The organism is Sphingomonas chungangi, assembly GCF_013778325.1.
GTDB lineage: Bacteria > Pseudomonadota > Alphaproteobacteria > Sphingomonadales > Sphingomonadaceae > Solisphingomonas > Solisphingomonas chungangi.
The window spans coordinates 155,398-167,358 of the sequence record NZ_JACEIB010000025.1; the positions used below are offsets into that span (position 1 = coordinate 155,398).

11 protein-coding genes are annotated in these 11,961 nt (G+C 67.3%); 4 read left to right on the forward strand and 7 right to left on the reverse strand.

Going from position 1 to position 11,961, the window contains the following annotated elements; translation table 11 throughout:
- A complete protein-coding gene (locus tag HZF05_RS15070) occupies nt 1–684 on the forward strand; it encodes a lysophospholipid acyltransferase family protein (RefSeq protein WP_160365392.1) in 684 nt (227 codons plus the stop codon).
- A 65-nt stretch (nt 685–749) separates the two neighbouring features.
- Here HZF05_RS15070 and HZF05_RS15075 read toward each other — a convergent pair whose 3' ends face one another.
- Together HZF05_RS15075 and hisC are read right to left on the reverse strand one after the other, a co-directional pair.
- Nucleotides 750–1,655 carry a prephenate/arogenate dehydrogenase family protein gene (locus tag HZF05_RS15075; RefSeq protein ID WP_160365393.1) on the reverse strand — a complete coding sequence of 302 codons (906 nt, stop codon included), beginning with the start codon at nt 1,653–1,655 and terminating at the stop codon, nt 750–752.
- Nucleotides 1,655–2,767, reverse strand: coding sequence for a histidinol-phosphate transaminase (gene hisC, locus HZF05_RS15080; protein ID WP_160365394.1), 1,113 nt, complete (start codon nt 2,765–2,767; stop codon nt 1,655–1,657). Before hisC ends, HZF05_RS15075 begins: the two co-directional genes overlap by 1 nt.
- Before the next feature lie 134 nt (nt 2,768–2,901).
- On the opposite strand from hisC, the gene metX reads away from it, so the two are divergent.
- Nucleotides 2,902–4,017: a homoserine O-acetyltransferase MetX gene (gene metX / locus HZF05_RS21945; protein WP_160365395.1), complete on the forward strand. Its 1,116-nt coding sequence runs from the start codon at nt 2,902–2,904 to the stop codon at nt 4,015–4,017.
- On the forward strand, nt 4,014–4,622 hold the full coding sequence (gene metW / locus HZF05_RS15085) for a methionine biosynthesis protein MetW (RefSeq protein ID WP_343046897.1): 609 nt from the start codon (nt 4,014–4,016) through the stop codon (nt 4,620–4,622). The genes metX and metW overlap by 4 nt, the downstream gene beginning before the upstream one ends.
- Before the next feature lie 35 nt (nt 4,623–4,657).
- On the opposite strand, the gene pheT is transcribed toward metW, so the two are convergent.
- From pheT to rpmI, 4 genes are all read right to left on the reverse strand, one after another.
- Complete coding sequence (gene pheT, locus HZF05_RS15090; protein WP_160365396.1) at nt 4,658–7,078, reverse strand: phenylalanine--tRNA ligase subunit beta; 2,421 nt, start codon at nt 7,076–7,078, stop codon at nt 4,658–4,660.
- A complete protein-coding gene (gene pheS / locus HZF05_RS15095) occupies nt 7,075–8,163 on the reverse strand; it encodes a phenylalanine--tRNA ligase subunit alpha (RefSeq protein WP_160365397.1) in 1,089 nt (362 codons plus the stop codon). Before pheS ends, pheT begins: the two co-directional genes overlap by 4 nt.
- Nucleotides 8,164–8,278: 115 nt before the next feature.
- Nucleotides 8,279–8,656, reverse strand: coding sequence for a 50S ribosomal protein L20 (gene rplT, locus HZF05_RS15100; RefSeq protein WP_160365398.1), 378 nt, complete (start codon nt 8,654–8,656; stop codon nt 8,279–8,281).
- A 13-nt stretch (nt 8,657–8,669) separates the two neighbouring features.
- Nucleotides 8,670–8,873, reverse strand: a complete 204-nt coding sequence (gene rpmI / locus HZF05_RS15105) for a 50S ribosomal protein L35 (RefSeq protein WP_022692209.1) — start codon at nt 8,871–8,873, stop codon at nt 8,670–8,672.
- Nucleotides 8,874–9,032: 159 nt separating this feature from the next.
- On the opposite strand from rpmI, the gene HZF05_RS15110 reads away from it, so the two are divergent.
- Nucleotides 9,033–11,171: an AsmA family protein gene (locus tag HZF05_RS15110; protein WP_160365399.1), complete on the forward strand. Its 2,139-nt coding sequence runs from the start codon at nt 9,033–9,035 to the stop codon at nt 11,169–11,171.
- 5 nt (nt 11,172–11,176) lie between these two features.
- Here the strand turns inward: HZF05_RS15110 and hisN are convergent, their stop codons facing one another.
- Nucleotides 11,177–11,944: a histidinol-phosphatase gene (hisN, locus tag HZF05_RS15115; RefSeq protein ID WP_160365515.1), complete on the reverse strand. Its 768-nt coding sequence runs from the start codon at nt 11,942–11,944 to the stop codon at nt 11,177–11,179.
- Nucleotides 11,945–11,961 lie beyond the last annotated feature (17 nt).

Here is an 11,961-nt window from a genome sequence, read left to right on the forward strand (position 1 = left end):
ATGACCCTGCTGCGTTCGCTGCTGTTCGCCTTCCTGTTCTACGCGCTGACGACGCTCATGGTTTTTCCCGGTCTGATCGTCGCATTGGCGAGCCGGCGCGGCATGTCCCGCTATGCGCGCGCCTGGGGGCGGACGTATCTCTGGCTCGCGCGCATGGTACTGGGCGTGCGGATCCGGGTTGAGGGCGACGTGCCGTCGACGCCGACGCTGGTCGCCGCCAAACACGAATCTGCCTACGAGACACTGGCGTTGCTGGCGCTGATCGACGATCCGATCATCGTGCTGAAACGCGAGCTGGCGGATATCCCGCTGTTCGGCCGCCTCACCCGCCGCCACGGCGTCATCCCGGTCGATCGCGCGGCGAGCGCGGGCGCGCTGCGTGCCATGCTGCAGGCGGCGGATGACGCCAGGGCGCAGCATCGCGCGGTGCTGATCTTCCCGGAGGGCACGCGCGTGCCGCATGGCCGGGCGCCCAAGCTGCAGGCGGGCTTTGCGGGCCTCTACGCGCGGCTTGCGATGCCGGTGGTGCCGATCGCGACCGACGCAGGGATCGTCTGGCCGCGCGGACTGGTGAAGCGGCCCGGCGTCGTGACTCTGCGCTTCGGCGAGACGATCCCGGTCGGCCTGCCGCGCAAGGAGATCGAGGCAGCGGTGCACACAGCGATCAACGCACTGAACGCCTGAACCGTCGTCATCGCGAGGTGCGACCCATCGTGAATTGCTGCGCTACGCTCGCAATGAAGACAAGGTCAGTGCTGCCGCCCGAAATCGGGCGCCGGATCGTCCTGCCCCTGCTCGACGATCGAGCGGCGCACCGCGCGGGTTCGGGTAAACAGGTTGAACAGCGCGTCGCCGTCGCCCCAGCGGATCGCGCGCTGGAGCATGGTCAGATCCTCGGTCAGCCGCTGGAGGATTTCGAGCACCGCCTCGCGATTGTTGAGGAACACGTCGCGCCACATCGTCGGGTCGGATGCGGCGATGCGGGTGAAGTCGCGGAAGCCGCCCGCCGAATATTTGATCACCTCGCTTTGGGTGACCTCCTCCAGATCGGAGGCGGTGCCGACGATCGTGTAGGCAATCAGGTGCGGCACGTGGCTGGTGACGGCGAGCACGAGATCGTGGTGCTTGGCGTCCATGATCTCGACCTGCGATCCGAACGCCTCCCAGAAGGCGCGCAGCCGCACCACCGCTGCTTCCGGCGCACCGTCGGGCGGGGTCAGGATGCAAAAACGGCCGGTGAACAGGCTCGCGAAGCCGGCGTCCGGCCCGCTATTCTCGGTGCCGGCAACCGGATGGCCGGGGATGACCGTCGCGTTCGGCAGGGCCTCGCGCAGCGCCGCCAGCACCGCCGTCTTGGCGCTCCCCACGTCGCTGACGATCGCATCGGCTGGCAGATCGTCGGCGATCGCCGCCGCCACCGCGCCCATCGCGCCGACCGGCACGCAGAGCATCACCAGATCGGCGTCGATGACGGAGGCGCCGGCCGTATCGGGCACATCGTCGCCCAGATCGAGATCGCGCACCCTTTCGCGCACCGCCGGATCGGCATCGTGCAGGGTGAGCCGGACGGTCGGCATGTGCTGGCGCACCGCCCGCGCGATCGACGAGCCGATCAGCCCCAGCCCGATGACGGTGACGCGCGAGAAAGGCAGCATCAGCCTTCCGCGCCGACGATCTCGCGCAGCGCGCGGATGAGGCCCTTGGTCTGCTCCCCGGTGCCGACCGACATGCGCAGGCCGTGGCGCAGCCCCTGCCCCGGCAGCCAGCGCACGATGAAGCCCTTCTCCATCAGTGCGGTATAGGCTTCCTCGGCGGTCGTCCGGCCCTCGAACAGCACGAGCAGGAAGTTCGCCTTGGACGGCACCGCGCACAGGCCCGCATTGCCGAGCTTGCCGATCTCGTCCGCCATCCAGCCGAGCCATTTCTCGTTGTGGAGCCGGCTGGCCTCGACGAAGTCCTTGGCATGCAGGCTGGCGATCGCCGCCCGCTGACCGGCGGTCGTGACGTTAAAGGGCGCGCGGATCTTGTGCATCGCCTGGATCACGTTGGCCGGGCCGTAGCCCCAGCCGATCCGCTCCGCCGCCAGCCCGAAGATCTTCGAGAAGGTGCGCGTCACCAGCACGTTGGGCACCGACTGCGCCAGCTCGAACGCACCGTCGTCATCCTCCGGCGAGAGATATTCGGCATAGGCCTGGTCGACCACGAACAGGCAGTCGGCGGGCAGGCCCGCATGCAGCCGCAGCAGCTCGGATCGCGACAGGTAGGTGCCGGTCGGGTTGTTGGGATTGGCGATGAAGACGACGCGCGTCTTCTCGGTCACCGCCGCGAGCAGCGAATCGACGTCGGTGGCATAGCCGACATCCGGCGCCTCGACGGGTACCGCGCCCACCCGCCGCGCCGCGATCGGATAGACCGAGAAACCGTAGCGGACGAACAGCACCTCGTCGCCCTGTCCCGCGAAGGCACCGGCCGCGAGGTGCAGCACCTCGTCCGATCCGGTGCCGTGGATCACCCGGCCCGCATCCAGCCCGTAATGCGCGGCGATCGCCTCGCGCAGCTCGGTCGCTCCCGCGTCGGGATAGCGATCGAGGCTCTGCGACGCCGCGACGAACGCCTCCCGCACCTCAGGCGCGGTGCCGAGCGGATTCTCGTTGGACGAGAGCTTGGCGGCCTTCAAGCCGCTATCGGTGGTCGAGCGGCCGGGCACGTAGGGCGCGATCGCCTCGATCCAGGGCTTAGGCCGAAGTTCGGAGCTGTGCTGGGTCATGGCCGCGCGCTGTAGCGGCGAACGGCGCGGGAGGGAATGTCCGAGTCGCGGATCAATTGATGCAGTGCGCGGATCGCCGCACCGGCGTTGCCGGTTGACACGCGACATCGCCCACTCCTAGCGCTCGCCTCAGCATGGAGCATGACGAACGGTTCGGACACGCGCGCAGCGTCACCCTGCCCGGGCCGCTGGCGCTCGACGGCGGACAGAGCCTTGCGCCCGTCACCATCGCCTACGAGACATATGGCACGCTGAACGCCGATGCCTCCAACGCCATTCTGATCTGTCACGCACTTACCGGCGATCAGCATGTCGCGAGCATCCACCCTGTTACCGGCAAGCCCGGCTGGTGGACGCGCATGGTGGGCGAGGGCAAGCCGATCGATCCCAAGCGCCATTTCATCGTCTGCGCCAATGTGCTCGGTTCCTGCATGGGCTCTTCCGGTCCCGCGACGGCGGCGGCGGACGGCAACCCCTATGCGATGCGCTTTCCGGTCATCACGATCCGCGACATGGTGCGCGCGCAGGCTATGCTGCTCGATCATCTAGGCGTGCGCGAGCTGACCGCCGTTGGCGGATCGATGGGCGGGATGCAGGTGCTGGAGTGGGCGGCGACCTTTCCCGATCGCATGAAGTCGGCGGTGATCATCGCCTCGGCGGCTCGCCATTCGGCGCAGAACATCGCCTTCCACGAGGTCGGCCGCCAGGCGATCATGGCCGATCCCAGGTGGCGCGGCGGCGATTATTACGAGAGCAACGACGCCCCGGCCGACGGCCTCGCCGTGGCACGGATGGCAGCGCACATCACCTATCTGTCGGAGGACGGCCTCACCGAGAAATTCGGGCGGCGGCTGCAGGCACGGGACGCCAAGGGCTTCGGCTTCGATGCGGATTTCCAGGTGGAAAGCTATCTGCGCCATCAGGGGTTGAGCTTCGTCGATCGCTTCGACGCCAACTCCTACCTCTACATCACCCGCGCGATGGATTATTTCGATCTCGCGGAGGAGCATGGCGGCCTGCTCGCCAACGCCTTCCAGGGCAGCAAGGCGCGCTTCTGCCTGGTCTCCTTCGATACCGACTGGCTCTACCCCACCCGCGAATCACGGAGCATCGTGCAGGCGCTCAACGCGGCCGGCGCGGCAGCGAGCTTCGTCGAGCTGTCCTCGCCCTACGGGCACGACGCCTTCCTGCTCGACGCGCCCGAGCTCAACCGCGTGGTCGACGGCTTCCTGCGGGCGGGCGGGCTGTGAACGATCAGGCGCTCCTCGCTCTCCGCCCCGATTTGCGGATCATCGCGGACCATGTCGCGCCGGGCACGCGCGCGCTCGATATCGGCTGTGCCGACGGCGCGCTGATGGCGGCGCTCCGCGATCACGCGAGGGTGGATGCGCGGGGCATCGAGATCGATGCCGGCAACGTCGCCAGCGCGGTGGCGCGCGGGCTGTCGGTGGTGCAGGGCGACGCCGACGTCGATCTTGCCGGATACCCCTCCAACGCCTTCGACTACGCCATCCTCAGCCAGACCCTCCAGACGACGCGCGCGCCCGACAAGGTGCTCGACGAGCTGTTGCGGATCGGGCGCCGGGCCTTTGTGTCCTTCCCCAACTTCGCCTATTGGCGGATGCGGTTGGCGCTGCTGTGGGGCGGGCGGATGCCGGTGACAAGCGCGCTAGCCGAGAGCTGGTACGAGACGCCCAACATCCACCACCTCACCATCGACGATTTTCGCGCCTTCCTGAAGGAGCGCGGCATCGTGACGGAGGGTGCGTGGTTCCTCAACGGCGACCGGCTGACCAGCGCATGGGCCGCCAACTTCCGCGCCGAGCATGCAGTGTTCCTGATCCGGCGGGGCTGAACTCAGAAGGCCCCTCCCTTCCAGGGAGGGGAGAATTACCCTCGTAGGTTAGCCCCCTGCTTGGCCGCCGCCGCGACGATCCTGTCGGCGATCGCCTTCAACGCGGCATCATCGAAGCTCTTGTCTGCCGGCTGGAGCATCACCTCGATCGCCAGCGACTTCTGCCCCTCGGGGACGCCCGCGCCCGTGAACACATCGAACAGCGAGACCTCGGTGATCGCCTGCTTGTCCGCGCCGGCAATGGCGCGGGTGAGCTTGTCAGCCGCGAGATCGGCGGGCACGAGGAACGCGAAGTCACGCCGCACCGCCTGGAGCGCCGAGGGCATGTAGGCCGGGCGGGCGCGGCCGGCATCGCGCTTCGCCGGGATCGCATCGAGATAGATTTCCGCCGCGACCATCGGCCCCTCGACGCCGAGCGCCTTCAGCGTCTCGGGGTGCAGCTCGCCGAAGGTGGCGAGGATCATCTTGGGGCCGAGGCCGAGCTGGCCCGAGCGCCCTGGATGCCAGGTCTCGCCGCCCGGCCCGATCAGCTGGAGCCGATTGACCGGCGCGCCCGCCGCCGCCAGCACCGCCAGCGCCTCGGCCTTGGCATCATAAGCGTCGGCAAGGCGCGCCTTGCCGGTGCGCCAGTCGCGCGCGGCGGCGTCGCCGGCGATCAGCACGGTCAGCGTCGGCCGCTCGGCATCGTTGAGATAGCGACGGCCGAGCTCGAACAGGCGAATCGCCTTCTCACCGCGATCACGGTTGCGCTGCGCGGCGCGAGCGAGGCCCGGCACCAGCGACGGGCGCATCACCTTGAGATCTTCGGAGATCGGATTGGCGAGCGTCCAGTGGCCGCCGCCGAACGGCGCGGCCTCCTTCTCGGAGAGGAAGGACCATGTCACCGCCTCGGCGAAGCCGCGTGCGGCCGCCGCACGACGCGCCTTGCGCTCGACGCGCTGCTCGGGGCTGGCAGTCGGCTTCGCGACGCCCTCGGCGCGCGGCAGCGGGGTGGACGGCACCTTGTCCAGCCCCTCGATCCGCACGACTTCCTCGACCAGATCGGCGGTGCCGTCGATGTCGCGGCGCCACGTCGGGATCGTCACGGTGAAGTCGTCCGAGACGCCGAAACCGAGCCGTTCGAGGATCGCCTTCTGCCGGTCCGCCGGCACGTCGAAGCCGCCCAGCGCCAGCACACGCGCCGGATCGTAGGCGAGCGTCCGCTGCGCTACCGGCGGCTCCCCCGCGCGCGTGATCGCGCTCGCCGTGCCACCGCAATGATCGAGCACCAGCTTCGTCGCGATGGCGAGGCCGTCGTCGAGGAAGGCCGGATCGACGCCACGCTCGAAGCGCTGGCGCGCGTCGCTGGTCAGCGCCAGCCTCTGGCCGGTCAGCGCGATATGATCGGGATCGAAATAGGCGCATTCGATCAGCACGTCGGTGGTCGTCTCCGACACGCCCGAATGCTCGCCGCCCATGATGCCGCCGATATCGTGCACCATCGCGTCGTCGGCGATGACGGTCATGGTCGAATCGAGCGTGTAGGTCTTGCCGTTGAGCGCGAGCACCTGCTCGCCGTCCTTCGCCTTCCGCGCCACCAGGGCACCGGACAGCTTCGCGCGGTCATAGACGTGCAGCGGGCGGCCGAGATCGACCGAGACGAAGTTGGTGATGTCGACCAGCACCGAGATCGGCTTCTGGCCAATCAGTTTTAGATAGCGGCTCATCCAGAGTGGCGTGTCGTGATTTGTTACGCCCGAAACGGCTTGCGCATAGAAGGCCGGGCATACTTCCGGATCATCCGTCCTGACATCCGGTGCAGGACTGTGTCCTTCGATCGGCTGGATAGATGTGAACCACTCAGCCGTGCCCTCGCCAGTTTCCCGGAACCAGCGATAGGCTTCCGCCAGCGGCTTCAACGTCCCCAGACCGAACGCCGCGAGATCGCGCGCGATGCCGCGCACGCCCATGCAGTCCTGCCGGTTGGGGGTGACGCTCACGTCGAACAGCGGATCGTCCAGCCCGGCATATTCGGCGTAGCTGGTGCCGACCGGCGCATCCGCGGGCAGCTCGACGATGCCGTCATGATCTTCGCCGAGCAGCAGCTCGCGGAACGAGCACATCATGCCGTTCGATTCGACACCCCGGATCGCCGCAACCTTGAGCGTCATGTCTGGCCCCGGCACCCACGTGCCCGGCGCGCCGAAGATGCCGACCAGCCCGGCGCGCGCGTTGGGGGCGCCGCAGACGACCTGCAGCGGCCCGTCGCCGGCATCCACCGACAGCACCTGCAGCTTGTCCGCCTGCGGATGCGGCGCCGCGGTAAGCACCTTTGCGATCTTGAAAGGCCGCAGCACATCGGCGGGGTTGGAGACGTCCTCCACCTCCAGCCCGATGCGGGTGAGCGCGTCGGCCACCGCAGCGGCGTCGGCGGTCGTGTCGAGATGCTCCTTGAGCCAACCCAGCGTGAACTTCATGCCCCCACTCCTCCGGACAAAGTGGGCACGTCGAGCGCCGAGAAACCGTAATGACGCAGCCAGCGCAGATCGCCGTCGAAGAAGGCGCGCAGATCGTCCATGCCGTATTTGAGCATCGCGAGGCGATCGATCCCGCAGCCGAAGGCGAAGCCCTGCCACTCGTTCGGGTCCAGCCCGCAGGCGGCGATGACCTTGGGGTGGACCATGCCGGAGCCGAGGATTTCCATCCACCCGTCCGGCTCGGCGCCGCCGATGGTGCGCTTGCCCTTCACCAGCGTGTAGCCGACATCGACCTCCATCGAGGGCTCGGTGAAGGGGAAGTAGCTCGGGCGAAGGCGCAGCACGATGTCGTCGCGCTCGAAATAGGCCTTCACGAAGGTCTCGAGCGTCCATTTCAGGTGGCCGAGCGTGATGCCGCGATCGATCACCAAGCCCTCGACCTGATGAAACATCGGCGTGTGGGTGGCGTCGCTGTCGGAACGATAGGTACGGCCCGGCGCGATGATGCGAATCGGCGGCGGCGTCGTCACCATCGTGCGGATCTGCACCGGCGAGGTGTGGGTGCGGAGCAGCATCTTGCGGCCCTCACCGTCCGCGCGGTCGAAGTAGAAGGTGTCGTGCATCGCGCGGGCCGGATGGGTTTCCGGAATGTTGAGCGCGGTGAAATTGTGCCAGTCGTCCTCGATCTCCGGCCCCGTGGCGACCGCGAAGCCGAGATCGGCGAAGATCTCCGCCAGCTCGTCCATCACCTGGCTGACGGGGTGGACCGAGCCACCGCCGAGACCGGCGATCGGCAGCGACATGTCGAGCGTCTCGGAGGCCAGCTTGGCATTGAGGGATGCGCGATCCAGTTCGGCTTTCTTCGCAGCGATTGCATCGCTCACCTCGCCACGAACTCGGTTGATCCGAGCGCCGGTAGTCTGCCGCTCTTCCGGGCTCATGCCGCCGAGTGTCTTGAGAAGAAGCGTAATGCTTCCCTGTTTGCCGAGTGCAGCCACCCGAACCGAATCCCACGTCGCGATATCCGGCGCAGCCGTGTTGGCGGCCAAGATGTCCGTTTTCAGTTGGTCGATATCGGTGGTCATGTCCGGTCCGGAGCAGGGAGTGTCGGCGTGCCCTTAGGACAGGGCGGCCCCAAAAAGCAAAGGGCGCGGCGACCGTCCGGCCACCGCGCCCTTCGATAGGCTTCTGCGTTACGACTTAAGCCGCGACGCGGGCACCCTCGGGCAGAGCCGCCTTGGCCTGCGCGATGATGGCGCTAAACGCGCCGCCCTCGTGCATCGCCATGTCGGCGAGGACCTTCCGGTCCAGCTCGACGCCGGCCAGCTTCAGGCCGTGCATGAACACGCCGTAGGTCAGGCCTTCGGCGCGCACCGCCGCGTTGATACGCTGGATCCAGAGCGCGCGGAACGAGCGCTTCTTCACCTTGCGGTCGCGATAGGCGTACTGGCCGGCCTTCTCGACGGCCTGGCGGGCGATACGGATCGTGTTCTTGCGACGGCCGCGATAGCCCTTCGCCTGATCGAGAATCCGGGTGTGCTTGGCGCGGGTCGTAGTACCCCGCTTCACGCGTGCCATGTGTCAGTACTCCTCAGTTCAGACCGTAAGGCGCCCAGAGCTTCACGCGGGCCGTATCGGCCTCGGCGAGCACGGTGGTGCCGCGGTTGGTGCGGATGTACTTGGCATTGTGCGAAATCAGGCGGTGGCGCTTGCCGGCCACGCCATGCTTCACCTTGCCGGTGGCGGTGAGCTTGAAGCGCTTCTTCACGCCGCTCTTGGTCTTCAGCTTGGGCATTTTCGACTCCTTATGATGTCGATTGCGAGTCGGCCACGGCAGCCCTTTTAGCCGGACGACCCCTCGATCGAAGCGGGCGCCTATAGGCAGAAAGCCGGTTGCACGCAAGAATCGAAAGGAACCGCGCCGTGATTCCGGCCGTTCCGTCGAATCGTGAACATGGAGCAACCCGTCTCGACCGATCCGGTCGCACCCGCCCCGCCGCCCCCTCCGGCGGAAAGGCGGCGGATTCGCTGGGGCGCTCCGATCGGCATTGGGCTGTCGATCCTGGCGATCCTCGTCGGCCTGATCGTGCTGGCCTGGGCGATCCTGTTCGTCACCAAGGGACGCTTTCTGAAGGCGCGGTTCGAGAGCATCGCCTCCAGTCTGTCCGAGCGCCAGGTGAAGGTGGCGGGTGAATTCCAGCTCTATTTCGATCCGATCAATGTGAAGTTCGTGGCGGACGGGCTGTCCGTCTCCAACCCGAGCTGGGCATCCAAGCCCAACTTCCTGACCGCCGATCATATCGACACGCGCATATCCACGATCCGGCTGATCTTCGGCGCCAGGCACGCCCGCTGGCTGAACCTGAACAATGGAGCGATCGATACCGAGTGGGACAAGACCCACACGCACAATACCTGGACCTTCGGCGATCCGAACAAGAAGGGCGAACCCCTCCAGATGCCGGTGATCGAGCGCGCGGCCGTGACCGGCACGACGCTGCGCTATCGCGATCCGGTGATGGGCATAGCGACCGATCAACGCTTCGGCGACGTGGACGCGACCGGACGGCACATCGACAACGCGATCAGCTTCGCCGGCGCCGGCACCTACAAGGGCCATGGCTTCACCAACAGCGGCGCACTGCTATCCCCGAATACCACGGTCACGATGGGCCGCACGCAGCTCAGGCTTCACGCAGATTTCGCGCACACACATCTGGATGCTGCGGCGCTGCTTCCGGCGCTGACCAGCATCGAGGGCGCGAAGGCCGACGTCTCGGTACGCGGCTCGAACGTCCGCCTGCTGTTCGATCCGTTCAAGATCGTCGTGCCCGACACCCGCGCCTATCATCTGCGCTCGCACGTCGAGAAGGTAGCCGGAGAGTATCGCTTCACCCGGCTGGCAGGCGTGTTCGGCGACAGCGACATCGCCGGCAGCATGACCATCTCCCTGCCGAACGACCGCCCGACGCTGAAGGCCGATCTCGCCTCCGACAAGGTCGACATCATCGATATCGGGCCGATGGTCGGCTATGATCCGAACAAGCTGGCGACGGTCGGCGCCACCGCCGCCGCGAGCACGCAGAGCAAGACCGACCACCCGCGGATCCTGCCCGACGCGCCGCTGCGTGCGGAAGCGCTCAAAACGTTCGATGCGCACGTGAATTACAAGGTACGGGTGATCCGCGCGCCGCATGTGCCGGTATCCAACGTCGCGCTGACGCTCGATCTCGATCACAACCTGCTCAAGCTCTCGCCGGTTACGATGGATGTCTCGGGCGGCAAGCTGGATGCGGACATCGCACTCAACGCCCGCGATCCGCGCGTGATCACCGATTACGACATCCGCCTCTCGCCCACCCCGATGGGCCGCCTGCTCGCCGGCTGGGGCGTCGACGAATCGGGCACCACCGGCACGATCGCGGCGCGGGTGAAGATGCACGGCATCGGCGATTCGGTGCGCAAGTCGCTGGCCACCTCGGATGGCCGCATCGCGATCATGATCCCGGCCGGCGACTTCTGGACGCGCAATGTCCAGCTCGCGGAATTCGACGTCGGCGTGTTCGTCCAGCGCCTGCTCCAGAAGAAGCTCAAGAAGCCGGTCCACATCAATTGCGGCCTGATCGCCTTCACCGTGAAGGACGGCATCGCCGCCGCCGATCCGATCCTGATAGACACCGACGCCAACGTGATGGCGGCCAAGGGCGGGTTCAGCTTCAAGGACGAGTCCATGAACATCCAGTTCAGGGCCGACGCCAAGAAATTCTCGGTCTTCTCCGGCCAGTCGCCGGTCAATATCGGCGGTTATTTCGCCCAGCCGAAACTCGGCATCATCACGCCGCAGCTGGTCGGCCGCGCGGGTGCTGCGGTGGCGCTGGGTGTGTTCGGGACGCCGATCGCCTCGGTGCTGGCCTTCGTCGATCCGGGCGACGCCAAGAGCGCGGCGTGCGGCCCGGTGCTGGCGGCGGCGCCGGCCTCCGCTCAGCACACCACCAAGGGCAAGCCGATCAAGCTGCTCGGCACGAAGGGCAAGAACAGCGAGCAGGCTGCCCAGCCGAAGCCCGAGAAGAAGAAAGTATTGGGAATCTTCTGAGCGGATCAGCCGCCCAGCACCTCCAGGATCGGCTCCATCAGCTGCGCGTCGCCCACCGCGATCACGCGACCGTCGCTGCCGTGATCGAGCGGGCGGCCGGCCCAGTCGCGCATCAGACCCCCGGCGCCCTCGACGATCGGCACCAGCGCGGCGAAGTCGTAGATCTTGAGGCCGGCCTCGATCACCGCGTCGAGCTGGCCGAGCGCGAGCTGGCCGTAATTGTAGCAATCCCCGCCCCAGATCGAATCGCGCGCCGCGTCGGTCACGCGGGTGTAGGCGGCGAACTGCTCCGGCGTGAAATATTTGGGACCGGTGGTCGCGACATGGGCGTGGCCCAGCATGGCGCATTCGCGCGTGCCGGCCACACTGTCGTTGAAGCGGGTGCGGCGCCCCGCCACCCCCAGCCAGCGCTCGCCGAGGATCGGCTGGTTGAGCACGCCCAGCACCGGCTTCCCCGCCTCCAGCAGCGCGATCAGCGTGCCGAAGATCGGCCGCCCGGTGACGAAGGAGCGGGTGCCGTCGATCGGATCGAGCACCCAGACGCGCTCTGCATCGTCGCGCTCGCGGCCATATTCCTCGCCGACGATGCCATCCTGCGGTCGCTCGGCATCGAGGATCGCGCGCATCGCCGCCTCGGCGCCGCGATCGGCCTCGGTGACGGGCGAGGCGTCGGCCTTGTCCTCGCGCGTGAAGGCGGCGCGAAAATAGGGGCGGATCGCCTCCCCCGCCGCATCGGCGAGACGGTGGGCGAGCTGGATATCGTCCTCGGTCATGGCCGTGCCGTAGCGAA

What these genes read in the sequence shown, in the direction of transcription:
- HZF05_RS15070 (WP_160365392.1), top strand. Translation starts at nt 1, where the DNA reads ATGACCCTGCTGCGTTCGCTGCTGTTCGCCTTCCTGTTCTACGCGCTG.
- HZF05_RS15075 (WP_160365393.1), bottom strand. Translation starts at nt 1,655, where the DNA reads ATGCTGCCTTTCTCGCGCGTCACCGTCATCGGGCTGGGGCTGATCGGC.
- hisC (WP_160365394.1), bottom strand. Translation starts at nt 2,767, where the DNA reads ATGACCCAGCACAGCTCCGAACTTCGGCCTAAGCCCTGGATCGAGGCG.
- metX (WP_160365395.1), top strand. Translation starts at nt 2,902, where the DNA reads ATGGAGCATGACGAACGGTTCGGACACGCGCGCAGCGTCACCCTGCCC.
- pheT (WP_160365396.1), bottom strand. Translation starts at nt 7,078, where the DNA reads ATGAAGTTCACGCTGGGTTGGCTCAAGGAGCATCTCGACACGACCGCC.
- pheS (WP_160365397.1), bottom strand. Translation starts at nt 8,163, where the DNA reads ATGACCACCGATATCGACCAACTGAAAACGGACATCTTGGCCGCCAAC.
- rplT (WP_160365398.1), bottom strand. Translation starts at nt 8,656, where the DNA reads ATGGCACGCGTGAAGCGGGGTACTACGACCCGCGCCAAGCACACCCGG.
- rpmI (WP_022692209.1), bottom strand. Translation starts at nt 8,873, where the DNA reads ATGCCCAAGCTGAAGACCAAGAGCGGCGTGAAGAAGCGCTTCAAGCTC.
- HZF05_RS15110 (WP_160365399.1), top strand. Translation starts at nt 9,033, where the DNA reads ATGGAGCAACCCGTCTCGACCGATCCGGTCGCACCCGCCCCGCCGCCC.
- hisN (WP_160365515.1), bottom strand. Translation starts at nt 11,944, where the DNA reads ATGACCGAGGACGATATCCAGCTCGCCCACCGTCTCGCCGATGCGGCG.